The 23,518-nt window shown below is 39.2% G+C and carries 21 protein-coding genes, 1 other RNA gene and 1 pseudogene; 7 read left to right on the top strand and 16 right to left on the bottom strand.

Annotated elements, in window-relative coordinates:
- Positions 1–164 precede the first annotated feature (164 nt).
- The 8 genes from sufD to A2G56_RS05865 form a co-directional block, all read right to left on the bottom strand.
- Complete coding sequence (gene sufD / locus A2G56_RS05830) at positions 165–1,427, bottom strand: Fe-S cluster assembly protein SufD (RefSeq protein ID WP_062710272.1); 1,263 nt, start codon at positions 1,425–1,427, stop codon at positions 165–167.
- Positions 1,428–1,973 (bottom strand): GNAT family N-acetyltransferase, encoded by a 546-nt coding sequence (locus A2G56_RS05835; protein WP_157761200.1) that lies wholly within the window; start codon positions 1,971–1,973, stop codon positions 1,428–1,430.
- Positions 1,954–2,730, bottom strand: coding sequence for a Fe-S cluster assembly ATPase SufC (gene sufC / locus A2G56_RS05840; RefSeq protein WP_062710278.1), 777 nt, complete (start codon positions 2,728–2,730; stop codon positions 1,954–1,956). The genes A2G56_RS05835 and sufC overlap by 20 nt, the downstream gene beginning before the upstream one ends.
- Before the next feature lie 212 nt (positions 2,731–2,942).
- A complete protein-coding gene (locus A2G56_RS05845; RefSeq protein WP_062710281.1) occupies positions 2,943–4,103 on the bottom strand; it encodes a glycosyltransferase family 4 protein in 1,161 nt (386 codons plus the stop codon).
- Entirely contained in the window at positions 4,104–4,868 is a 765-nt protein-coding gene (mecA, locus tag A2G56_RS05850; RefSeq protein ID WP_062710284.1) for an adaptor protein MecA, read from the bottom strand.
- 78 nt (positions 4,869–4,946) lie between these two features.
- On the bottom strand, positions 4,947–5,471 hold the full coding sequence (locus tag A2G56_RS05855; RefSeq protein ID WP_062710287.1) for a phosphatase PAP2 family protein: 525 nt from the start codon (positions 5,469–5,471) through the stop codon (positions 4,947–4,949).
- A 72-nt stretch (positions 5,472–5,543) separates the two neighbouring features.
- Positions 5,544–5,765, bottom strand: a complete 222-nt coding sequence (locus A2G56_RS05860) for a DUF4649 family protein (protein ID WP_062710289.1) — start codon at positions 5,763–5,765, stop codon at positions 5,544–5,546.
- 9 nt (positions 5,766–5,774) lie between these two features.
- The gene (locus A2G56_RS05865; RefSeq protein WP_062710292.1) at positions 5,775–6,131 is read right to left on the bottom strand and encodes a DUF2200 domain-containing protein; all 357 of its coding nucleotides are present in this window, start codon (positions 6,129–6,131) and stop codon (positions 5,775–5,777) included.
- An 881-nt stretch (positions 6,132–7,012) separates the two neighbouring features.
- On the opposite strand from A2G56_RS05865, the gene A2G56_RS05870 reads away from it, so the two are divergent.
- Positions 7,013–8,497 (top strand): DUF1846 domain-containing protein, encoded by a 1,485-nt coding sequence (locus tag A2G56_RS05870; protein ID WP_062710294.1) that lies wholly within the window; start codon positions 7,013–7,015, stop codon positions 8,495–8,497.
- Positions 8,498–8,921: 424 nt separating this feature from the next.
- Here A2G56_RS05870 and A2G56_RS05875 read toward each other — a convergent pair whose 3' ends face one another.
- On the bottom strand, positions 8,922–11,261 hold the full coding sequence (locus tag A2G56_RS05875) for an endonuclease MutS2 (protein ID WP_062710296.1): 2,340 nt from the start codon (positions 11,259–11,261) through the stop codon (positions 8,922–8,924).
- A gap of 111 nt (positions 11,262–11,372) precedes the next feature.
- Here A2G56_RS05875 and zapA point away from each other — a divergent pair, with 111 nt between their 5' ends.
- The 4 genes from zapA to galU all read left to right on the top strand — a co-directional run bounded on the left by zapA (position 11,373) and on the right by galU (position 14,733).
- On the top strand, positions 11,373–11,681 hold the full coding sequence (zapA, locus tag A2G56_RS05880) for a cell division protein ZapA (protein WP_062710299.1): 309 nt from the start codon (positions 11,373–11,375) through the stop codon (positions 11,679–11,681).
- Positions 11,678–12,226 carry a CvpA family protein gene (locus A2G56_RS05885; RefSeq protein WP_062710303.1) on the top strand — a complete coding sequence of 183 codons (549 nt, stop codon included), beginning with the start codon at positions 11,678–11,680 and terminating at the stop codon, positions 12,224–12,226. Before zapA ends, A2G56_RS05885 begins: the two co-directional genes overlap by 4 nt.
- Before the next feature lie 563 nt (positions 12,227–12,789).
- Positions 12,790–13,809, top strand: a complete 1,020-nt coding sequence (locus A2G56_RS05890) for an NAD(P)H-dependent glycerol-3-phosphate dehydrogenase (RefSeq protein ID WP_062710305.1) — start codon at positions 12,790–12,792, stop codon at positions 13,807–13,809.
- Between the two features lie 18 nt (positions 13,810–13,827).
- Complete coding sequence (gene galU, locus A2G56_RS05895; RefSeq protein WP_062710308.1) at positions 13,828–14,733, top strand: UTP--glucose-1-phosphate uridylyltransferase GalU; 906 nt, start codon at positions 13,828–13,830, stop codon at positions 14,731–14,733.
- Between the two features lie 112 nt (positions 14,734–14,845).
- Here galU and A2G56_RS05900 read toward each other — a convergent pair whose 3' ends face one another.
- Both A2G56_RS05900 and A2G56_RS05905 read right to left on the bottom strand, forming a co-directional pair.
- A complete protein-coding gene (locus A2G56_RS05900) occupies positions 14,846–16,312 on the bottom strand; it encodes a family 1 glycosylhydrolase (protein ID WP_062710311.1) in 1,467 nt (488 codons plus the stop codon).
- A gap of 49 nt (positions 16,313–16,361) precedes the next feature.
- Complete coding sequence (locus A2G56_RS05905) at positions 16,362–18,203, bottom strand: beta-glucoside-specific PTS transporter subunit IIABC (RefSeq protein WP_062710314.1); 1,842 nt, start codon at positions 18,201–18,203, stop codon at positions 16,362–16,364.
- Between the two features lie 109 nt (positions 18,204–18,312).
- Here A2G56_RS05905 and A2G56_RS05910 point away from each other — a divergent pair, with 109 nt between their 5' ends.
- Together A2G56_RS05910 and A2G56_RS05915 are read left to right on the top strand one after the other, a co-directional pair.
- Positions 18,313–19,323: an AraC family transcriptional regulator gene (locus A2G56_RS05910; protein WP_062710316.1), complete on the top strand. Its 1,011-nt coding sequence runs from the start codon at positions 18,313–18,315 to the stop codon at positions 19,321–19,323.
- A 952-nt stretch (positions 19,324–20,275) separates the two neighbouring features.
- Positions 20,276–20,815 (top strand): annotated as a pseudogene (locus tag A2G56_RS05915) (IS630 family transposase); the annotation flags it as partial.
- A gap of 361 nt (positions 20,816–21,176) precedes the next feature.
- On the opposite strand, the gene ffs reads toward A2G56_RS05915, so the two are convergent.
- The 5 genes from ffs to A2G56_RS05940 form a co-directional block, all read right to left on the bottom strand.
- An RNA gene (ffs, locus tag A2G56_RS05920) (signal recognition particle sRNA small type) lies at positions 21,177–21,274 on the bottom strand.
- A gap of 16 nt (positions 21,275–21,290) precedes the next feature.
- Positions 21,291–21,815 carry a tRNA adenosine(34) deaminase TadA gene (tadA, locus tag A2G56_RS05925; protein WP_062710319.1) on the bottom strand — a complete coding sequence of 175 codons (525 nt, stop codon included), beginning with the start codon at positions 21,813–21,815 and terminating at the stop codon, positions 21,291–21,293.
- A complete protein-coding gene (locus tag A2G56_RS05930; RefSeq protein WP_062710320.1) occupies positions 21,815–22,591 on the bottom strand; it encodes an MBL fold metallo-hydrolase in 777 nt (258 codons plus the stop codon). The genes tadA and A2G56_RS05930 overlap by 1 nt, the downstream gene beginning before the upstream one ends.
- An 85-nt stretch (positions 22,592–22,676) precedes the next feature.
- Entirely contained in the window at positions 22,677–22,940 is a 264-nt protein-coding gene (locus A2G56_RS05935) for a hypothetical protein (protein WP_062710323.1), read from the bottom strand.
- Between the two features lie 17 nt (positions 22,941–22,957).
- Positions 22,958–23,515: a nucleotidyltransferase family protein gene (locus A2G56_RS05940; protein ID WP_062710326.1), complete on the bottom strand. Its 558-nt coding sequence runs from the start codon at positions 23,513–23,515 to the stop codon at positions 22,958–22,960.
- Positions 23,516–23,518 lie beyond the last annotated feature (3 nt).

Below are 23,518 nucleotides of genomic sequence, written 5' to 3' on the forward strand. Positions count from 1 at the left end.
CTGTCGTCTTAGCTCAAATATCTTGACCTTCTTCTTGCACTAGTTCTCAGCGTTCCAATGGGGGAAAAATTGTGAAAAGTCACTTAGGTATCTAGGATAGATGACTCTTTATCCTTAACACGAAACCTTTTAAGACTCACAATTAAGCTACCTTATGGCTATTTTTAGCGCTTATCTAACTTACTATCAAGGACCTTTATCAATTCTTGACGAACTTCTGGACTTGGAATTTCTGTGATAACAGCGCCCAAAAAACCTCGAATGACCAAACGTTCTGCCGTTTGCTGATCAATGCCGCGGCTCATGAGGTAGTACATATCTTCTGGATCAACTTGCCCAATAGAAGCAGCATGTCCTGCTGTAACCTCGTTCTCGTCAATCAAAAGAATCGGATTGGCGTCTGACCGGGCCTTGTCTGATAACATCAAGACACGGCTTTCTTGCTGGGCATCTGCTCCTTTCGCTCCCTTAACAATATGACCAATACCATTGAAAGTTAGCGTTCCACGTTCTAAAATGACTCCATGTTGTAGAATGTGACCGACAGAATTATGACCATAGTTGGTCACACGGGTATCAATTCCTTGGATTTGGTGACCTGACGATGCCGCAACAACTTTAAGATTGGCATGACTGCCACTTCCAACGAGGTCTGAATCAAAATCACCAATAACGTGTCCTTCATTCATCACACCCATCGCCCAATCGACAGAGCTATCATGACCATGTCTCGCCCGACGACTGATATAAGCCGTGACATTCTCCCCTAGTCTATCGATAGCTGAATAAGAAACCTGACTACCACTACCTGCAATTATTTCAACAGAAATATTAGCGCTAGTTTTTTCGGTTTGATTGCCAATGCTTTCGAAACGTTCGATATAGCTGAATTTACTATTCTTACCAGCGATGATTAGCACGTGCTTATTAAACGGAATAGGGCTATCGCTGTCTTGCAGGTAAATACCTTCAAGAGGAAGCTCGATTTCCACATTGTCTGGAACATATAGCACAGAAGCACTATTAAAGTAAGCATAGTTGTAAGCCGCTAGTTTGTCTTCATCGTAAGCTAGGGCAGCCCCAAAGTTCTCCTCAACAATATCTGGGATTTCTTCCAAAGCAGATACCAAATCAGTAAAAACGACCCCTTTTTGAATGAGTTCTGGTGGTAATTGTTCTAGGAGAGTTTGCGTGCCTAGCTGAATGAGCTTAGGATTGTCACCCAAGGCTGTGAAGTCAGGAACATTAGCTGAAAAGTCATTGTCACCAATCGTGCCATCTCCCAGATTCCATCGATGAAATCGAACACGCTCAATGGTTGGCAAGGGTAAGTCTTCTAATTTAGCAAAAGCAGCTAGGCGACGCTCTTGCAACCAGATGGGTTCAGCTTTGGTTTGTGAAAAAGCCAAAATCATTTCTTTTGTCATTTATTCTTTATCCTTCTTATCTCCTAAAAAATCCGCAAGAATGATTTCATAGTAGTCTGTCTTTGACGTCTCACCTGTTGGAACAAACCCTTGCTTCGTCCAGAAATGAACAGCAACTTCATTCGTTGCCACATACCCTAGTCGAACTCTATCAAAGTTTTTCATTAATTGAAATAACGCTTCTGTCATCAAACGACTAGCAATTCCCCTACTTTGATACTCCCTATCCAGCATGAACAATCCGATAAACGCCGTGTGCAAATCTGGATAGCCTTCTACCAAATCCAAGACAGCAATCAGCTTTGCATTATCAAAATACCCAAGAAAATACTTATTTTCGGGTTTGATATTGGGAGGAAGCTTGGTCATATCCCTCCGAACTGATGCCAGCGTCGGTTCTGGTGGGCAATGTTTAAAAAAGTAAGGATTGGTATTATACAACTGCAAAACATCTTGACTATCTGATTCTGTCAAGAGACGAACCTCATAGTTTTTTGACAAACTTTGAAAATCGATCATGCTATGCTTATCCGTCAATGTCTTCATGATAATCAATCCCCAGTTCTTCTGCTACTTTAACATAACCTTCTTTTTCCAAGCGTTCTGCTAATTCAGGACCGCCTGAAAGAACCACACGACCTTCCATCATCACGTGAACCACATCTGGTGTGATGTAGTTAAGCAGGCGTTGGTAATGGGTAATAATCATCGCACCAAAGCCTTCACCGCGCATTTCATTAACTCCTTTGGACACCACTTTTAGAGCATCAATATCAAGACCTGAGTCAATTTCATCAAGAAGGGCAAACTTAGGCTCAAGCATCAAAAGTTGCAAAATTTCATTACGTTTTTTCTCACCGCCTGAGAAACCTTCGTTAAGGTAACGTTCTGCCATTTCCTCCTTCATTCCTAGGAGCTCCATCTTTTGGTCCAATTTAGTGATGAAATCTCGGACAGAAATTTTATCGGCATCTTCTTTACCAGCATTCATGGCAGCACGTATAAATTCAGCATTGGTAATACCTGGTATCTCAGAAGGGTACTGCATAGCCAAGAAAAGACCTAGTTGAGCACGCTCATCCACTTCAAGTTCCAAGATATTTTGACCATCAAAAAGAATTTCACCCTTCGTTACTTCGTAACTTGGATTTCCCATGATGGCTGCTGAGAGCGTTGATTTCCCAGTTCCATTTGGGCCCATAATGGCTGCGATTTCACCTGTTCTCAAGGTCAAGTTGAGGCCTTTTAAGATTTCTTTATCTTCGATAGAGACATGAAGATTTTTAATTTCAAGTACAGACATAATTACTCCTTTTTGGGCTTTTATACGCTTCGAAAATCAAATTCAGACGGTATTGACTTGAATTGATGACCTTTCGACTTACCTGCATCCTTGCCACCAAGTCTGGTTGTGATTTCCATTGCGTATGATGACTTCAACGATGAAGCCATTGCCAACTTTTCCAATTCATTTTATTGTAACAAAAAAAGCCAACAAAGGGCTTTTTTCGAGATTTATTTTTTCTTCTTATCTTGCCATTTTTGCAAATTGGTTTGTCGATAATCACTATTACCAATGAATTTAAGCACATTAAACAAGGGTGTTCGATGTTCTCCCCAAATTTCCAGACTTTCTATGAGAACTTCTAAGGCAAACAGTAGACCGGCTATCAGTAAAATACCACCTAATCTCGTTGAGATATTCAACAAAAGTGCGATCAAAGAGAAAATGATGGCAATACCATAGACAACAAGGACTGCACCGCGATGGGTAAAGCCCATAGCTAAAAGACGATGATGCAAGTGCATCTTGTCAGCTTCGGAAATCTTGCGCCCAGATAACTTACGGCGTACAATGGCAACTGCTGTATCAACAATGGGTACTCCCAGAATAATAACGGGCGTCACAACCGCGACTGCTGTCGAATTTTTCAACCCTTGCAAAGACAGAACACCCATCATAAAACCGATAAACAGAGCTCCAGTATCTCCTCCGTAAATAATGGCGGGGTGATAATTATAGGGGAAAAACCCTAAAATCGATGCCATGAGAAGAAAGATTGTGATGGTCAAAAACAAATCAACTTGCGGTAGAAAGAAATAGGAAACAATCCCCATCGTCCCTAATGAAATCATCGAGACACCAGCTACCAAACCATCTAAACCATCGATTAAATTGATAGCATTGGTAATCGATACAATCCATATGATAGTCAACAAACAAGTCAGAATTGGTCCAAATTCAATCATGGGCCCACCAAAAGGTATCTTGAAACTGTCAAAGCGAAAGTCAGTATAAGCCCAGACAATAACCGCCCCCAGCACAATACCAATCATTTTCTTTTTAGCTGAAATTTCAAAAATATCATCCAGATAACCCGTTGCTGTGACAATAGCTGCCCCTACAAGAACAGGCAGGATATAGTCAAAATAAGGAATATCTGATTTAACATAGGCTGTCATCTTAGGGTAAATAAACAGAGCTACCGTTAAAAATGCTAAAAAAACAGCTAAGCCCCCTGCACTAGGCATGGGTACTTTATTAATACGACGAGCATTGGGTTGATCAACAGCCCCTACTCGAAGCGACAAAAAACGAACCAACGGTGTCAAGGTAAGCGATAAGAGAAAAGTTCCAATCAAGGCCAAGACAAAGGATAGCTCAAATGGTAACATTTAGTGCACCTTTATACCCTCTAGTTCCGCTACAGCATAACCATCAATCAAACGGATACCATGTTCTTGAAGATATGCTCTCGTTTTTTGAGCGTTTTGGCTATGTTCTAACAGTCGAGCATGGACAAGATTAGCGTAATAAGCTGGCTTATTTTCTAAACCGACTAGGATAGTCATATAGTATTGTCCAGCTAATTTATACAATTCTGACGCTTCAATCTCGAAATCGATAGCTTTGGAAAAAATAACCGCTTCTTTCAGTGATGGAAAACTGAGGACATAGTGCGTGTAAGATTGATTTTCAGTATCATCCTCATCTTCAGCCTCTGCTACTGTCGCCTCGGGCTCAGAAGACATTTCTGACATCGCTGATTCTACTATGTCTTCCATTCGTTTTAATTTCTCATGAGCTTCCGTATCCCCTTTTTCCAACATTGATTTTTCTAATGTTTTAAAGAATTCATCTGGAGACATCTGAGACACATCGCCAAAATTAGCTAGGTCTTCTAAATTAAGATCTTTATCAATTTCTGATTTTGTCACAAAGACGTCCAAGCGATCCTTCTTAGGGGTCACGCGAAAGCTTAGCATACCACTATTTTTGAAGTTATCTGGTAGATCTAGTTCATCCATAACAGTATAGAAAAATTCTTCTGTTTTTTCTTGAGGAATAAGAAAATCTTTTAACTCCATTCCTCTTTCTTCTAAATCTTCCATACTAATCGTAATTTTTAGCGTCGTTTCGCTAATTTGTTTCATTTCCATTACATCGGCACCTCATACGCGTATTACTCCCTATTATACTAGAATTATAAAGCATTTTCAATTTTATACCCATGCTCTCTAGAATAAGGTTAACATCATGCCCCCAAAGATCCCTAAAAGATAACCAGCTAAAACATCTTTAGGATAATGCACACCCCCAAGTACCCGACACACTGCTAAGCCTAACGTCAAGATCAACAGGAAAAGGCCCAACCAAGCAAACTGGAAGAGAAAGCACATGCTGATGATACTAGCTGAAAAAACGTGACGACTGGGAAAGGATTCTCCTTGTCCATCACGGTTCATGATTGGTGTAATAGGCCATGTTTCATAAGGTCTAGGCTGATTAAACATCCGACGAAAGACTGAAATCAGCAGAAAAGAGACACCGGGCACAAGGATCGTCTTCCACAGGTCTTGACGGTTTTCCATATAAAGAAAAATCAAAAGCAAGGGATAGAGCAGATACATCAGTTTGGTCACAAACCCATTGTATCCTAAAATCATTGGTTTTAAAAAAGGGTATTTCGCTACTGCTTGTAATATTTTTCCATAAAAGACTTCGTAATCTTTACTGGTATTTAAGGGTAATAATCTTCTCATAAGCCTATTTTACCACAAGAATGTAACCGGTAGAAAAGTTAAAAACACCTGACACACTGCCAAGTGTAATGTTTAGAGGTATTGGTCTACGCCCATTCTCAAAAAGTAATGATAGAGATCCCCATAAAGGCCTTGATAGGGAACATCATGACCATTAAAGTTAACATTTGTCACCTTAAAAAAGTCAGGAATATCATGCCAACAAGCCTGTTGCGATTGAACAAAACTATTGTAATTATCAAAGCTCACTCGTTGCAGACGATTGACGCTATCAATATAATCAATAACAATCATTACAAACTCCTAGTTTTCATATTTATCAAAAATCTCTTGTGGTGTCTTTCCTTTAGCAATCCAGTCCACCAACTTATCCAAACGACGGATTTCTTGCATCAAGGGTTCTTCAATTGTCTCAATCCGAACGCCACAAATATTACCAGTGATATTGGTCCGATTAGGATTGTAAGAAGGCGCATTTTGGAAAAATTCGCCATAAGTCAGGTCACTGCCCAACAAGTCATCCAGTTGCTCAACTGAATAGCCAGTTAGCCAAGAGGTTACTTTAGCCACATCAACTTTGGTCTGACCTTTGCGTTCCACTTTTGCTACCAGCGCCCCATAGACACTGGTAAAAGTCATCTCATAAATACTCTTTCGCATAAAATCCTCTCATCAATCCAAATTGTCATTCAAACTTTCAGCCATCATTCATTTAATCCAGTTAGTCCTGTTTTCTGTATAAGTTCCAAAAAAGAAGCTAAGGACTGCCTTTATATCGACATCATTATTGCTTTAGAAATGGTGTTAGCGTAACTATAACACATACCTACCCTCAGTTCGAGATAAAAGCCCTGACTCTCTGGAGACAGCTGTTGCCATAGTCACTGGTTTGATCAATAACGTATTAGGCATATCCATTAAGACAACCGTAGACTGGCTCGTCAAGGATTTGTTAAAGCTTCTTCTGTGACATGGATGAGCGCTTTGGTAGAGATACAGCCGCTGTTAATGTAGGTTTCTCCGAAACTTGCTATCTTACGCAATCAAAGCGGTCTTTGTGATCGCAACTTACTGCCTTATCATTTGATCTTTTACTAGTCCACCAACGGTAAAATCATATGCCAATCCATTCTTTCTGCTTTTAGGTCACTTGATACTTTAAGCATAACACTTTGGAAAAGACTTGTCATCTGATGGCTAGTCAGGTCAAAGAAGACATCTATCTTGGGTATCCTTTTTAGGTTTATAGTGATATTTTGAAAAAATGCTCCCAAAGATCGCCAAATCAATGTTTTGACACAGCTATCTCATTGACAAGTCAGTTCCACACCGTCATTATGTTAACGCCTAGAGGAATGTCCTAAGCGCTGTACCTTTTATAATGTTGGTAGTTTACCTTACTTTAGGCTGCCAGTAGTCTTGTAAAAAGGATGGTTGGCTGACGAATAATCGAAATAATCACTTTTCTCTTATAGAATTCGCCAAATTTTGTTAAAATTTTGTTATAATGATTTCTTTAAAAAGAGAAAGGTCAGGGACACATGACAAAACAAGCTTTTGATTCAGAGAAATATTTGAATTTGCAACGCGATCATATCATCGAGCGTATTAACCAGTTTGATGGCAAGCTGTATTTAGAATTCGGTGGTAAAATGTTGGAAGATTTCCATGCTGCCCGAGTTCTACCTGGATACGAACCTGATAATAAAATCAAACTTCTTCAGGAACTCAAAGATCAGGTTGAGATTGTTATCGCCATTAACGCCAACAACATTGAACATTCAAAAGCGCGTGGTGATTTGGGCATTTCTTACGACCAGGAGGTCTTTCGTCTAATTGATAAATTCAAAGACCTTAACATCTATGTTGGTTCTGTTGTCGTAACTCAGTATACTGGTCAAGCGGCTGCAGATGCCTTTCGTAAAGAACTGGAAAAACACGATATTGCTTCCTATTTACATTACCCAATCAAGGGCTATCCAACTGACATGGACCACATCATCTCACCAGAAGGAATGGGGAAAAATGACTACATCAAAACAAGCCGCAATCTTGTTGTCGTAACAGCACCTGGTCCTGGTTCAGGTAAATTAGCAACCTGTATGTCAAACCTATACCACGATCAAGTCAACGGTATCACATCTGGTTATGCGAAGTTTGAAACCTTCCCTGTATGGAATCTCCCGCTCCATCATCCTGTCAACTTGGCTTACGAAGCAGCCACTGCCGACCTAGATGATGTTAATATGATTGACCCTTTCCACTTGGAAACTTATGGTAAAACAACGGTTAACTACAACCGCGACATCGAGATTTTCCCAGTCCTCAAGCGTATGCTAGAACGTATCTTAGGTGAATCGCCTTACGCTTCACCTACCGATATGGGGGTTAACATGGTGGGCTTCTCTATCATTGATGAAGAGGCTGCTATCGAAGCTTCTAAACAGGAAATCATCCGCCGTTATTACCAAACTGTGGTTGAGGCTAAGGCTGAGCGCGTCCCATCAACAGCTGTTCAAAAGATTGAATTGCTCATGAACGACATCAATGTCAGCCCAGCTGATCGGAAAGTCGCCGTAGTTGCTAAAGAAAAAGCGGAGCAGACTGGTGATGCTGCACTAGCTTTGGCATTGCCGACCGGTGATATCGTGACGGGTAAGACTTCTGAACTTTTTGGGCCATCAGCAGCTGTTATCATCAATGCTATCAAGACACTAGCTGGCATTGATAAAGCGACCCACCTCATCGGTGCAGACTACGTCAAACCAATCCAAGATCTCAAGATTGACCATCTTGGTAGCAAGAATCCTCGACTTCATTCTAGTGAAATCCTCATCGCCCTAGCCATCACAGCAATGGAAAATGGCGATGCTAAAAAAGCGATGGAACAATTGGGCAATCTCAAAGGTAGTGAAGTGCATTCAACAGTGATCCTACCAGAAGAAGATAAAAATGTTTTCCGCAAGCTAGGTGCCCATGTGACCTTTGATCCCGTTTATTCCAAAAAAACACTTTATCGTAAATAATAAAAATACTTCTCGCAGCTTATCTGCAAGAAGTATTTTTAATAATCTTTAGCTAATCCTTCAATAACATGAGGTTTAAAAAGCTAGGCTAACATTTTATAGTAGCATGGAATGCAACCATTATCTTTACAGTAAGCTTATCTCTTCCTCTCAACTCTCTGAGTAAAAGAAAACAAACACGCGCTCACATCAAAAACACCACAGAAAAGTATTGCCAAATAGCCATACTTTTATTGAGGCACTTTTGTCCTATTCTTGTTTCAGTTGACTATACTAACTGTAAATTCAGGGGAGATTTCAGCTACCTTAATATCACAATCCTAGTTTTGCTCTTGAGTAACATCATAAAAACCACTTAAGATAGGATGACTGCTTACTTCTGTGATAGGAGAGAAATATTAAACCTTCATTTCTCTTTCAGAACTTATCCTAAATTAGCAATAGTGCAACCAGACCCGCCAGCATTTTGTGGAGCATAGCCAAAGCTCTTGACGTGTTTATTCTGGCGAAGGTATTTGGTAACAGCTTCACGAATAACTCCTGTTCCGATACCATGAATAATATCAACCTGTGCCATGTTATTGAGCAGGGCTTGGTCAATAAAGTCATCCAATTCTTGCATAGCTTCCTCATATCGCTTACCACGAAGGTCCAGGCGAGCGCGTGGTCCACCGCCAGAGGTCTTAGCTTTTTTGACGACCGACACTTGTTTTTTCTTAGGTTTTTGCGCTTCCTCTTGAACTTTAACCAAGTTAAATTCATCCTCTTTGAGGGTCATCTTGATTAAACCAACTTGAGCTTCCCAGGTCTTATCCTTAATCTGACGTATCAAGGTTCCACGTTGACCGTAGGCTGTCACTACAATATCATCACCAACACGTGGAGCCCTGAGCTTTTTGGCTTTTTTTAAGACCTTGTTTTTAGATAAATCAACTTGAGGCGCTAATTTTTTTAAGTTAGACTTAGCTTCAATGATTTCGTGCGGTTTTAACTCAGCTTTGGCATGAAGATTTTTTAGAATCTCTTCACTTTCTTGGAGAGCTAAATCGACTAATTCACGCGCCTCTTGATGAGCTTTTTCCACTTCACGATCACGCTCGTGCGAGAAATCGTTGTAGAGTTTTTTTACCGCTCGGTTAAACTTGAGGTTTTCTTGCTCGACTTCTTTGATACGATCCAGACGTTTTCTAGCTTCAAGTGTTTGAGCTTCCAACTTGGCGATGATGCGATTGACATCGCCATCAGTATCTGTCATGTTTTCGGCATCAGAAACAATCACTTCTGACAAACCAAGCCTGCGGGCAATTTCAAAGGCGTTGGATCGCCCAGGAACCCCCTGCATGAAGCGGTAGGTTGGACTAAGCGTGACTGTATCGAACTCCATACTGGCATTTTCCACAAACTCAGTCTCAATCCCGTAGGCCTTGAGTTCTGGATAATGCGTCGTGGCCATGGTCTTGATCTGGCTGAGACGCAGATGCTCTAAAATGGCCATGGCAAGACTTGCCCCCTCTTGAGGGTCAGTCCCCGCTCCCAATTCATCAAAAAGTACTAGAGAATCCGGGTCTGCCATTTCCAAAATGTCCACGATGTGGGTCATGTGACTTGAGAAAGTTGATAGGCTTTGCTCAATAGACTGCTCGTCACCAATATCTGCGAAAATCTGACTAAAAATCGTTACTTTTGAGCCCTTATCAGCCATGATGGGCAAACCAGACTGGGCCATCAATTGCGCTAAACCAAGCGTTTTTAACATGATAGTTTTACCACCAGTATTAGGACCCGTGATAACAATGGCCGTCAACTCTCTGTTAAAACGTAAATCATTGGCAACTGGATTTTCAAGAAGAGGATGAAAGACATTGATCAAATGGATACTCTTGTCACTTGATATGTCAGGAACATTTGCTTTTTTTTCACGCATGAAAAGATACTTAGCACGAACAAAATCCAAATGACCTAAAATCCACGCATTATTCCTAATGGCGTCCGTATGTGGACGTAACATTTCTGACAATTCATGAAGAATCTTAGCCATTTCATGGCGTTCATCGGCTTGTAATTGGGTAATGGCTTCGTTAATAGCCACCACAGCACGTGGCTCAATATAGACCGTATTCCCTGAACTTGAAATATCGTGGACTACACCTGAAATGCGGTTACGATGGGTATTTTTGACAGGAAGAACGCTACGTCCATTACGACTGGCAATCAGATTCTCGGCTAAATAATCGGCTTGTTTTTTCAAGACATCTTGTAATACTTGACGTACCTGTGCTTCACTTGCGGTAATCTGACGACGAATTTTTTCCAGATTTGGACTGGCAAAATTTTCCAAAAAACCGCCATCATTTACCGACTGCAAGCTACCTTGTAATTGGGGGAATCCTACTAGGTTTTCAAAAAGACGTTTGAGAGCAAAAAGCTCTATATTTTCCAAATCCTGATAAAAACGTCTCATGTCTGCTGTGACAGCTAATACCTTTTTGATGGCAATCAGTTCTGGAATATTGAGATCAGCATCCAATTCCAGGCGACGAATGCTTTCTGAAATAGACGTCAAACCACCCAAGGCAAAGCCATGATTTTCGACAAAAATAGAAGCCATTTCTCCGATTTCAATAAATTGTTCTTTAATCTTGTCAACCTTAAAAAGTGGAACCAAGTTTTGTAATTCAGCTAGTCCCTGTTCGGTTTGAAGGTAAGGGACAAATAAATCCCTCACTTTTTCAAATTCTAACTGTTCTAAAATTCTAGTATTCATAGGCTATATTATAGCACAAATCTAGTCTCACATGACTGAGAAAACCACTAAACAAAAGCTAAAGGTGTCCCTAATAAGGCCTTTATGCTATAATATTTGAGAGGTATTTTCATGACAAAAAAGAATCGCTATAAATTTGTTTTTGGGGATCGCCCCTTAACGTTAACAACTGACAAGGATAATCTCTTTATGGAAGAAGTGGAACGTGTTGCCAAAGAAAAATATGAGGCTATTCGTGAAAAAGTTCCTGAAGCAGACAATGAAACCTTGGCAATCTTATTGGCCATTAACGTCCTATCAACTCAACTCAGCCGTGAAATCGCTATTGAAGATATGGAGCAGGAATTAGCTGAGTTGAGGGCACGTTTTCTGGATGACAAGACGGCTGAAAGTACTGACGAAGCCGAGGTTGACCTATGATTACACTCTTGCTCTTTATTATTCTGGCTTGGAGTTTCTACATTGGCTTTTCAAGGGGCCTATTTCTGCAGGTTTTTTATACTATTGGGAGCCTAGTAGCTTTGGCTATTGCTAAAGCCTACTATCAGCCACTAGCTAAAATTCTCTATATCTGGGTCCCTTACGCCAATCCGACCGAAGGAGCTCACATCCATTTCTTTAAAGAAGTTGATCTTTTCTCGCATGAGTTAGTTTTCTACGCTGGCGTAGCCTTTCTCGCTGTTTATACCCTTGCTTATGCTGCTATTCGATTGTTAGGCGTGCTCCTTCATCTAGCACCACTCGATCGTTTTGATACTAAAGTCAATAATATCATAGCTGGTCTACTATCTTGTCTTGTTGTTGGCTTTACCCTTAGCATGGGATTTACGATTTTAGCTACTATTCCTTTTGATCAAATCCAGCAAACCTTATCAAGAAATGGCTTGATTCGTTTCTTCATCGAAGACTTTCCATTATTTTCTTCTTATTTAGAAAATCTTTGGATAACTCAGATTATTCAATAGTCAGGGAAGAATACTAGTGACCATTAGAGAGTGCATTCAGTCAATACAACCTATCTCACAAAATGAGACGGAGAATTTAGTAACTGGGGTATTTTAAGGCTCTTTGACAAGTGTAATGAATGACTGACAATGATATAAGAGAGAATCTGATTGGTTCTTTCTTTTTTTGTATTGAGATTTTGGTTTTAACTGACTGGCATATTGAAAGCCAGAACTTTAGTTCCATATCGCTTTGATGCGTTTATTAATGCCTTCTAACTTGGCAGTAGGTGATGAGTATTGCCTCTTAGGAATGGAATAAAACAATAGCTTAAATTGCTATGATTTACTCTGTCTATTGTCTATTGGTAAGGAGACTGCCTTCCTGAGACTTGTCTTCATATTTAAGATAACGGTGATTCTAATCCTAGAATAAGATGACTTACTCTTCCGAAATTCCTTTAAAGCGTTTTTATGATATAATGTTTAGGAATATATGCTAACTCTCATTTGAAAAGATCTTTAGGATTCTTATTGATCCTATGGAACTTAACTTTTCAATGGCTAAAAATCAAGGAGTGACTATGACCAAACAAACAATTGCTGTCTTGGGTCCCGGTTCGTGGGGGACTGCCCTAGCACAGGTTCTAAATGATAATAATCACGACGTTCGTATTTGGGGAAATATCACTGATCAAATCGATGAAATAAACCAAAAACACACTAATACGCGCTATTTTAAAGACATCACTCTAGATGAAAAAATCGTTGGTTACCACGATCTTTCTGATGCTCTTGATGGAGTAGATGCCATTCTCTTCGTTGTACCAACTAAGGTAACCCGTCTGGTTGCTAAACAAGTTGCTGACGTTTTAGATCATCCAGTTACTATCATGCACGCGTCAAAAGGCCTTGAACCAGGCACACATGAGCGATTATCGACCATTATTGAGGAAGAAATCCCAGCTAACTTACGTTCAGAAGTCGTTGTTGTCTCTGGCCCAAGTCACGCCGAAGAAACCATTGTTCGTGATATCACTCTCATCACGGCTGCTTCAAAAGATATAGAGGCCGCTAAGTATGTGCAAGAGCTCTTTAGCAACCATTACTTCCGTCTCTACACAAATACTGATGTGATCGGAGTTGAAACAGCAGGTGCTCTTAAAAATATTATCGCCGTAGGTGCCGGTGCTCTTCATGGCCTTGGGTATGGTGATAATGCCAAAGCCGCTATTATCACTCGTGGATTAGCAGAAATTACACGACTCGGTGTTGCTATGGGAGCAAGTCCCCTTACTTATAGTGGACTGTCTGGCGTTGGAGACTTAATTGTGACAGGTACTTCTAGCCACTCTCGCAACTGGCGCGCCGGTGATGCCCTAGGTCGCGGCGAAAAACTTGAAGACATTGAAAAAAATATGGGGATGGTTATCGAAGGGATTTCAACAACAAAAGTTGCCTATGAAATCGCCCAAGAATTAGAGGTTTACATGCCTATCACTAGCGCTATCTATCGTGCTATTTATGAGGGAGCTGATATCAAAGAATCCATCCTTGATATGATGTCAAATGAATTCCGCTCAGAAAACGAATGGTCTGACTAGATACAGTAGAGGAAAATTATGCATACAAAAGTTAGAAAAGCTGTCATTCCAGCTGCAGGTCTTGGTACCCGATTTTTACCAGCTACTAAGGCTCTCGCGAAAGAAATGTTACCTATTGTTGATAAGCCAACTATTCAATTTATTGTTGAGGAAGCCCTCAAATCTGGTATTGAAGAAATTTTGGTTGTCACTGGTAAAGCCAAACGCTCCATTGAAGATCACTTCGATTCTAATTTCGAACTTGAATACAATTTAGAGCAAAAAGGAAAAAATGACCTGTTGAAGTTAGTCAATGATACTACTGCTATCAACTTGCATTTTATTCGACAAAGTCATCCTCGTGGTCTCGGTGATGCTGTTCTTCAAGCTAAAGCTTTTGTGGGTAATGAACCTTTCGTTGTTATGCTTGGGGATGACCTTATGGATATTACAAATGATAAGACAGTTCCTTTAACGAGACAATTGATTAATGTTTTTGAAGAAACACATGCTTCTACTATTGCCGTTATGCCGGTTCCTCACGAGGAAGTTTCATCTTACGGTGTTATTGCGCCACATAAAGAAGTTCGTAAAGGACTTTATAGCGTGGACACGTTTGTTGAAAAACCTGCTCCTGAAGAGGCACCGAGTGACTTAGCTATCATCGGGCGCTACCTTCTGACACCAGAGATTTTTGCCATTTTAGAAAAGCAAGCTCCTGGTGCTGGAAATGAAGTACAATTAACCGACGCTATCGATACCCTTAACAAAACGCAACGCGTGTTTGCACATGAATTCACTGGAAACCGCTACGATGTTGGGGATAAATTTGGCTTTATGAAAACATCTATCGATTACGCTCTTAAACATTCACAAGTCAAGGATGATCTAAAACAATACATCATCGACTTAGGCAAAAAATTAGACCATAAAAAAGAAAAATAAACTAAAACCCCGTTTATCTGTATTGGATAAGCGGGGTTGTCTTGTCTTTCAGATCAAAACTACTAACATATAGTTATAAGTTATCAAATACGGTTGACCGTGAGCTACAGCTTTATTCTAAATTTTCTCCATTTGATTCTATTACCTTTTTATACCAATAAAAAGAATCTTTACGCAGTCTTTTTAGACTACCATTCCCTTTATCATCCATATCAACATATATGAAACCATAGCGCTTCTTCATCTCACCAGTCCCTGATGAAACAACATCGATGCAACCCCAAGGTGTATAGCCAATTAAATCCACACCGTCTTCTGTAATAGCATTTCGCATTTCTTCAATATGTGCTTTGAAGTAGCTAATACGATAATCATCATGGATTTCTCCATCTTCAACTTTATCAACAGCGCCGAACCCATTTTCAACAACAAACAGTGGCAAATGATAACGATCATATAGTTGACTTAATGAAATTCGAAGCCCCAGCGGATCAATCGCCCAGCCCCATTCACTCGTATTCAAGTAGGGATTTTTATAGGCCAAGACTTGATTTCCTTCAGAACGTTCTGCGTTTGGATCAGAACTTGCAACAGTAGACATATAATATGAGAACCCTATATAATCAACTGTTCCAGCTGCAATGATTGCATCATCATCGCCTTCCTTAACAATTTCAAATCCTTGTCGCTCAAATTCTTTTAGTTGATAATTTGGATAATAGCCGCGACATTGGACATCCATTACAAACTCTTGTTGTCTATTGCGTTTTACAGCTTCATAAACATCTTCTGGACGACAGGACATAGGATAGGCAGGAATATAGGCTACCATCATACCTATTTTAAATTTTGGATTGATGGAATGCCCAAGTTGTACAGCCTTGGCACTAGCTACGAAAATATGGTGCAGTGCCTGAAATTTACTTTGTGGTTCTGAACTTCTGATGCCAATCTGTGCCCAAGAGCGTAAAAAGTTAATCTCATTGAAGGTCATCCAGTATTTGACCTTATTTTTAAATCGTTTAAAAATTACCTCACAAAGAAATACATAGTAGTCAATAACTTTACGACTAGACCAACCATCATATTGATCAGCTAAGTACATTGGAATATCGAAGTGGTTAATCGTAATAATCGGCTCAATAGAATACTTTAACAATTCATCAATCACTGATTCATAAAATTGAAGCCCCTCTTCATTAATTTCATCTGTTCCTTTTGGAGAAATACGTGACCATGCGAATGAAAGTCGGAAACATTTAAACCCCATTTCTGCAAATAAAGCGATATCTTCCTTGTAATGATGATAAAAATCAGTCGCCGCATGTGATGGATAGTATCTATTTTCATCTATATAACCTACTGCTCCATCTGGTAAAGATTCTTCTCGCGTCACTTCTCCAATACTGCCATCTTGTCTTTTAAAAGTCACTTTTCTAGGAACCTTGTAGGCACCGCCTGTAATGGCATCTAAAGTTGATAATCCTTTACCACCAGATAGGTAGCCACCTTCATATTGATTCGCTGCAGTTGCACCTCCCCATAAAAAATTCTTTGGAAATCCTTTTGTAGTTGTCATTCGTATAACTCCTTTCTAGCTTGAAAAGCGAACTTTTGTTCGCTCTTCTTTATTTTTCAAGCATCATTAAGACATCATTGTTAGAAACGGTCATATTTTCATACGTTTGAATACGATTAAATGCAGAAGCATTTGCCACAACGACCGGAGTTTCCATATTATATTTCTGTGAAAGATAGGGCAAATCAAATTCTAGCAAGAGATCACCTGCATTAACAACATCACCTTCATTCACTAAAGATTTAAAACCTTTACCATTCTCTTCGACAGTATTCATCCCAATATGAATCAACACTTCTACTCCAAGTTGATCACTAATAAGCCCAATTGCATGTTGTGTTTTAAAGACCAATGATACTTTCCCATCAAAAGGTGCATATAATTTTCCTTCACTAGGTAAAATAGCCAAACCAGTTCCCATTGCTCCACTTGCAAACACTTCATCTTTTACTTGGTTGAGAGGTAAACTTTCTCCACTAAGAGGTGATAAGATATCTTCATAAACCACTTCTGTTACTGTTTCTTCTGCCTCATTTACATAATCAACTGTATTATTTACCCCAAAAAAGTAGGATAGAATCGCTGCCATCAAGAATGAGATAGCAACACCGATGATCACAAAAATAAAACTATCTGCTTTATAAGTAATTAGTGTAAACAATCCCGGAGGAGCATAAACCATAGCTCCCGCATGAAAGAGTGATAAGAAGGCTGCTGCCACTGCTGATGAACCAAGAGCAATTGCAAATGGACGTTTATATTTCAAATTTACCCCATACATCGCAGGTTCTGTAATTCCTAAAAATGCTGTAAAGGCTGTTGAAAATGCAACTGATTTCTCAGATTTATCTTTAAGCGCAAAACCAGTACCAAAGGCTGCACCAGATTGGGCAAAGTTTGCCGTCAAAGCACTTACGAGAAGAGTAGAAACACCTGTTTCGGCAATCTGTTGAATTTGCAGTGGCGCTAAAGCATAGTGCATACCTAACATTGTCAGTAGAGAACGAGTACCACCGAGTAGAGCTGCTGAGAAGATACCACCTACATTGTAGAACCAATCAATCGCTTGGGCGATATAAGTCCCTGCGTAAGAACCAATTGGACCTAAGACTACTAGCTGAAGTGGAATCATGACTAATAGCACCAACATAGAAGAAAAAAGAATTTTTAAAAAGTCTGGAACCAACTTATCAATTTTGTTATGAATCAGACTCAATACCCAGACAGACAAAATAATCGGGATAACAGTTGATTTGTAATTCACAAATAAGAATGGGAGCCCCAATACTGTCAAAGCGGTTGGTCCACCTTCAGCAATCTTTACTGCACCTTCCATAATAGTTGGATACATATAAGCTGCTGCAAGGGCCAGCGCCATATACTCACTTACCTTAAACTTCCTAGCTGCACTGACTGCTAAGAAGAATGGGAAGAAATAAAATATGAGATCTCCCATCATAGAAAGCAAGACAGTCAGATTGTCAGTTGCTTCCAAAATGTGTAAATTAGTAAGTAAAGAAACAATTGCTTTAAACATACCGCAACCTACCAAAACTGGTAGGGTTGGTGAAAATACTCCTGCAATCGTTTCGATAATGGCTGAGATGCTGAATGACGCTTTCTTTTTACTTTCAGTAGTTTCTGTTACGCTGACTAAATTCGTTACCTCGTTATAAATCGCTTGTACTTTAGCTCCAATCACTACTTGTAGTTGTCCATTTGAAAACTGAGCAGTCAGTACACCAGATAATTTTTTTAGAGCTTCCACATCTGCTTTACTATCATCTTTCAAGTTGAAACGAAGACGTGTTGCACAGTGGGTAACTGTCTCAATATTTTTGTCACCATCGACCAGATTAATGATATTCTTAGCCAAGTCCTTATTTTCCATGACTTTCTCCTTGGTTATATTTTATAAACCTATTATAGGTAAACGACTTTTCATTATCAATGTCAGAAAGAATGTTTATTACTATCAAAAAGTAAGATATAATAAATCTATGAATTCAAATGATAATATTGAAAAATTAAATAAACTATTGTTTAAGCATACTGAAAACGAAATTCACTATTTGACCCATGCTGGAAGTTATTCTAAGCGGTACGAAGAAGGTTATGCAAAAAGAAAATTTATTGACGGAAAAGAAGTTCTTATCATTGATGTCAGCGACCTTCAGACCGGTCCACTTCATATTCGAAAAGACTCTCGCTATACCTTTATGCCCTTTCACATGTATAGCAATATTAATCTAAATTATATTTACTCAGGTCAGTGCACCTACTTTATAGACGGAAAAGAAATCGTTTTGAACGCAGGCGACATCTGTTTTTTCGATACGCAGGTCGTACGTGCTAAAATGAAACCAACGGCTAACGATATTATCATAAATATCGTAATGGAAAATAATTACTTCAAGTCCTTATTAACTGTTGATGCGACCAATTTGCTATCAACTTTTATGAACAAAACTCTCTATATAAATCAAGAGCATAATAATTATATTATTTTTAGAACAAATGATGATGAACGGATACGGTCGCTATTCCAAAATCTGCTGCTTGAAAATTTTGGAGATAAAACTTATAAAATTCAGACCATTCAACATTACTTCTCACTCATTTTTCTTGAATTACTTTATTTAAGTGAAGATCACTCCTCAACTGTCATTCATTTTTCGGATACCTCTTCTAATACTATCTTTAATATCGTCAACTACATCGAGAAAAATTATAAAACGGTAAATCTAAAAGAATTATCAAAAGTGTTCGGTTACCATGAAAAATACCTCTCTTCATTGTTAAAAAAATCCTATGGAAAAACTTTTAAAGAAATACAAATTTCTAATAGAATACGAGAAGTCGAACATTATTTAACAACTTCTTCCCTTACTATTAGTGAAATTGCAGAATTAACAGGGTTTACAAATCTAAATCAACTATATCGTGAATTTCGTAATAAACATGGAATGCTTCCAAAAGTATTTCGTGAAAACCTAAAAAGAAATATTTGATCATTCCAACTATTATTAATTTCACAGATTTCTACCTGACCATAATTTCAAAATTGCTTCGATTCCTAATTTATGAAAAGTTATCAGAAATTTCACGTTGAATGCTATAAACTCTATCTGATGCTTATATTGAAGCAATAGGATCATGTAAACCTTTTTGAACTATCAAAACGCTTCCCCAATCTCCTGTAACCGCTATTTATTAACTGTTAGTGACTAATAAGAAAAAAATATTTACTCCTAAAACTCCTTGAAATAAAACAATTCTATACGAAAAAGCCTTGAAACCAAGGCTTTTCGCTGTTGCGATTTATCAAATAGTTCTAGGCTTTCACGAGCCGACTAACACACTTCACATATGCTGAGTGGTGCATTCTACACTAATAAACAAGAAGGGGGTAAAAATTCTTTTGGAATTATACTCTAGAATTACAATCCTCAAACTTATCGTCAACCACAGTTCCTCTCTTAATTCAGCTAGCTTCTCAAACTGACCCCTCTGACTTTTGACAATGGCTTCTTTCAGTTCTTCAAACGTCTCTTCATCTACATACTGAGTCTCTGTTTCACGTTCAGTAAAATCCTTAGTAAGTTTACTACTACTTTCCAGTAGCTATTCTCTATTATCCTACTTTCGTGTTCCTTTTTGATCGTTTGAGCAGCATAATTCTGTTCTGTCTCCGTCTCATCTACTGATATATCAATTAAACATCTTTTAACGTATTCAAAAAACTAGTTCTTACATCCTTCTATATCTGTTTGATGAGCATATTTTAACGCAATATTTGTGATAATTTCTGTTGAACCATACATGGTAGTGTACCCCTAGCTGTGATTTTACTTACCACTATTATATTTAAATGGTGGTACTTGGTAAAACAAATTTTCAAATAAACTAATACTCAACTAAAATCAAAAAATAACTTATAATACGACTATGAAACTATCAACCAAGAAAGCGAGAAAGCGCTTTAAAGATAGTCGTCGTTACAACAAAGTAAGACTAATGTATCAAGACGAAGCCGGTTTCGGTCGTATCAGTGGCTCCGAAAGGGGCTCGCCCACATGTCCACAGCCACTATATTCGAGAATATCGCTATTGTTATGGTGCTGTCGATGCTCATACAGGAGACTCTTTCTTCATCATTGCTGGAGGCTGTAACACAAACTGGATGAACGAATTCCTTAAGCAGTTATCGGCAGCTTATTCTCATGATTACATTTTGCTCGTCATGGATAACGCCGTGTGGCATAAATCAAGGACGTTAGAGAAACCTGCCAACATTGGCTTTGAGTTTATTCCCCCTTATACCCCTGAGATGAATCCAATTGAACAAGTCTGGGCTGAAATTCGCAAGAGAGGCTTTAAGAATAAAATATTTAAAACACTTGATGACGTGGTGAACAGGCTGCAAGAAGTGATTCAAGGATTAGAACGGTCATTAAAAAAAATATCGTCAACAGACAATGGTTACAGAAAGTTAGTTTTTGATTTTGGTTGAGTATTAATTATCATTAGGATTACTGATTACCGTTGGCGAGTGAAGTAGCCGTAAAGTCGCATACCCATCAAGCTAGCAGTGACAAAAACGCCTTTTCACATAGTGAGATACTAATCTATCTCACTACTTGGCATATTGGGAACTCCACTGCTGACCATCCTGGCCTGGAATATATGGTATACTATTAAAAACAATTCTGAAAGTCCATAATGACCTGATTTTGAAAATAACATCTAACTTGACCACTTGACTTAATGCCAGACAACTTACTTTAAATGATCTCTATTTTGCCCCTTTTATCTATAAAGCAAAAAGAAAAATCCTCTGAAACCTTGATTTCAAAGGGTTTTTAAATGACATCAAAAAAGAGCACACACCTGACATCGCTTAGGGCTGCTGGATTCCTCCCCTGACCCACTTCACGCACAAGTGTTGCTCCGATAATTAGTATATCATATTTTGGATTTATTGCAAATCGTTTTTTTCTTTAGCTTCCTCAGCTAGTCGCTTAGCTGCTTTCTTTTTTTCTCTGCCTTGACGAAAGAAAGTCTGCATGATGGCGGCACACTCATTATGTAAGATACCGGTTTCCACCTGCACTCGATGGTTTAATCTCTCATCTGTCAAGATATCATAAAGACTTCCTGCGGCTCCAAATTTTTGATTAGGAGCTCCATAGATGACTTGCGGAATTCTGGCAAGTCCAATAGCACCACTGCACATGACACAGGGTTCAATCGTTACAAATAAGGTTGTCTCAAGCAATCGCCAATTCCCAACTGTCTGATTTGCTTCTTGAATAGCCATGATTTCGGCATGCATGATGGCTTGATTGAGCTCTTCTCGTGCATTATGGCCACGCCCAATAACGTGATCATCCTTGACAATGACACAGCCAATCGGAATTTCTTCCTTTGCTAAGGATTTTTCCGCTTCCTTTAAAGCCTCTTTCATAAAGTAGGCTTTTTCTTCTTCTGTAAATGTTTGCATTAGAGCTGTCCCAAGTCCCACCATTTGTGCGGTTCAGCCAGTTCCACTGGAATATCACCGGCATAGTGCTGTGCTTCTTGACGAAGAATTTCCAAATGATGATCTGAATCAATACCTTCTGGAGCTACTGGTGGCATATGAGTTAAAACAAGTTTTTTGACACCAGCTTGTACTGCAATGTCACCTGCTTCTTTGGTGGTTAAATGGGCAGGATGATTTTCATTGCCTTCATAAAGATAAACATCGGCTAAAAAGAGGTCTGCTCCCTCAACGAATCCTGGTAATGCTTCAAAAAAACCTGTATCAGCCGTAAATAGCAAGATTTGACCAGTCTCACGCTCGACAACACGAAAGGCATAGCAGACAACTGGATGAACTGTTTTGATAAAGGTAATATCAAAAGGCCCAATACTTTGGCTACCATTCACATCATAGGCAATACCTTCTGAAACGCCCGACAGAGTTAACTTGCTAAATTCAGACTCATCTTCATTGTGTGCATAGATAGGAAGCACTCTAGGTTCCCATAAATGCTTTGGATACAGCTGACGGTAATGACGTAATACTCCCAAATCTGCGACATGATCTGGGTGATAGTGACTAATTAAGACCGCGTCCAAGTCCAAAGGGCTGATTTCCTTTTCCAATTCATTTAATGAACGCGACCCAGCATCCATCAAAAGTTGAAAGCCATCATGTCCCGTTAATAAATAGGACGTTGTCCCCTCATTTTTATAAGGGTAGCCTCCCCAGCATCCAAGTGTTGTAAGTTTCATCTGCAAAACCACCTTTCTCAACTCTTATTATATCAAAAAATCATCTCATGATTGGTTTATACAAATCGTTTAACGCATCGTTAGGTCACTTAAAATAGGTATAAAGCCAAACCAAAAACATGATAACAGAACCATAACGAACCAACTTGAGATATCTTGGCCGCTGATACACTGCTACTGTATCAGGGACTTTAGGAAAGATAGCAAAGCTGGCAAACCAGATGAGCTGTCCCACTATTACCCCATTATCATTTTTTAGGACAACAATACTGAAAATAGATAATATGGCAACCACTAAGGCTAAACGATTGAATTGTTGCCAGAAAGTCCAATTTTTAAGATCAAACACACTTTCTCCCTCCTTATCTAATCATTAAACACTCGAATTTGCGGCCATCTTTGCTGCCAATTTTTCTTAGTCACCCGTTCTTGATAAACCGTCATGCGTTTGCTTGAAGCCTTATAATGCGGAGTTGGATGAATCTCAAATCGACAGATAGCTTCTAAACCATATGGCGCAAAGAGTTCTAAGCGATTATCGACCTTTCGAAGCGCTACTGCCGTTGCTGTTTCCGGATATTTCCTAATCGCATCTCTAGTTGACCGATAAGGACTCGTCTCAGGATTATGCCTATGCATATAAACCTGATTTTTGACCTCCCAAAGATAGCTGGGATAGCTTTGCTTTAAGGTCTCTTGAATAGTCAATGTTTGATCATAGGAAATATCTGGATCATAGAAAACCACATCTAGATCAGTCTCAGAATCAAAGCCTGGCAGACCGGAATATAGGTTCCAGATATAATTTCTGATTGCCCCAGCTGCTAACCAAGAATCCTTTAATGGTAAATCTTCAATAATCTTTAAAATGTGCATCATCTTCTGGTCAGCTTTAACCACCTCTAAAAAGTCACTGTCTATCATGGC

The sequence above is a fragment of the Streptococcus halotolerans genome, assembly GCF_001598035.1.
Classification (GTDB): domain Bacteria; phylum Bacillota; class Bacilli; order Lactobacillales; family Streptococcaceae; genus Streptococcus; species Streptococcus halotolerans.

Coding starts and splice junctions, on each gene's coding strand:
- sufD (WP_062710272.1), bottom strand. CDS start 1,427: ATGACAAAAGAAATGATTTTGGCTTTTTCACAAACCAAAGCTGAACCC.
- A2G56_RS05835 (WP_157761200.1), bottom strand. CDS start 1,973: ATGAAGACATTGACGGATAAGCATAGCATGATCGATTTTCAAAGTTTG.
- sufC (WP_062710278.1), bottom strand. CDS start 2,730: ATGTCTGTACTTGAAATTAAAAATCTTCATGTCTCTATCGAAGATAAA.
- A2G56_RS05845 (WP_062710281.1), bottom strand. CDS start 4,103: ATGTTACCATTTGAGCTATCCTTTGTCTTGGCCTTGATTGGAACTTTT.
- mecA (WP_062710284.1), bottom strand. CDS start 4,868: ATGGAAATGAAACAAATTAGCGAAACGACGCTAAAAATTACGATTAGT.
- A2G56_RS05855 (WP_062710287.1), bottom strand. CDS start 5,471: ATGAGAAGATTATTACCCTTAAATACCAGTAAAGATTACGAAGTCTTT.
- A2G56_RS05860 (WP_062710289.1), bottom strand. CDS start 5,765: ATGATTGTTATTGATTATATTGATAGCGTCAATCGTCTGCAACGAGTG.
- A2G56_RS05865 (WP_062710292.1), bottom strand. CDS start 6,131: ATGCGAAAGAGTATTTATGAGATGACTTTTACCAGTGTCTATGGGGCG.
- A2G56_RS05870 (WP_062710294.1), top strand. CDS start 7,013: ATGACAAAACAAGCTTTTGATTCAGAGAAATATTTGAATTTGCAACGC.
- A2G56_RS05875 (WP_062710296.1), bottom strand. CDS start 11,261: ATGAATACTAGAATTTTAGAACAGTTAGAATTTGAAAAAGTGAGGGAT.
- zapA (WP_062710299.1), top strand. CDS start 11,373: ATGACAAAAAAGAATCGCTATAAATTTGTTTTTGGGGATCGCCCCTTA.
- A2G56_RS05885 (WP_062710303.1), top strand. CDS start 11,678: ATGATTACACTCTTGCTCTTTATTATTCTGGCTTGGAGTTTCTACATT.
- A2G56_RS05890 (WP_062710305.1), top strand. CDS start 12,790: ATGACCAAACAAACAATTGCTGTCTTGGGTCCCGGTTCGTGGGGGACT.
- galU (WP_062710308.1), top strand. CDS start 13,828: ATGCATACAAAAGTTAGAAAAGCTGTCATTCCAGCTGCAGGTCTTGGT.
- A2G56_RS05900 (WP_062710311.1), bottom strand. CDS start 16,312: ATGACAACTACAAAAGGATTTCCAAAGAATTTTTTATGGGGAGGTGCA.
- A2G56_RS05905 (WP_062710314.1), bottom strand. CDS start 18,203: ATGGAAAATAAGGACTTGGCTAAGAATATCATTAATCTGGTCGATGGT.
- A2G56_RS05910 (WP_062710316.1), top strand. CDS start 18,313: ATGAATTCAAATGATAATATTGAAAAATTAAATAAACTATTGTTTAAG.
- tadA (WP_062710319.1), bottom strand. CDS start 21,815: ATGCAAACATTTACAGAAGAAGAAAAAGCCTACTTTATGAAAGAGGCT.
- A2G56_RS05930 (WP_062710320.1), bottom strand. CDS start 22,591: ATGAAACTTACAACACTTGGATGCTGGGGAGGCTACCCTTATAAAAAT.
- A2G56_RS05940 (WP_062710326.1), bottom strand. CDS start 23,515: ATGATAGACAGTGACTTTTTAGAGGTGGTTAAAGCTGACCAGAAGATG.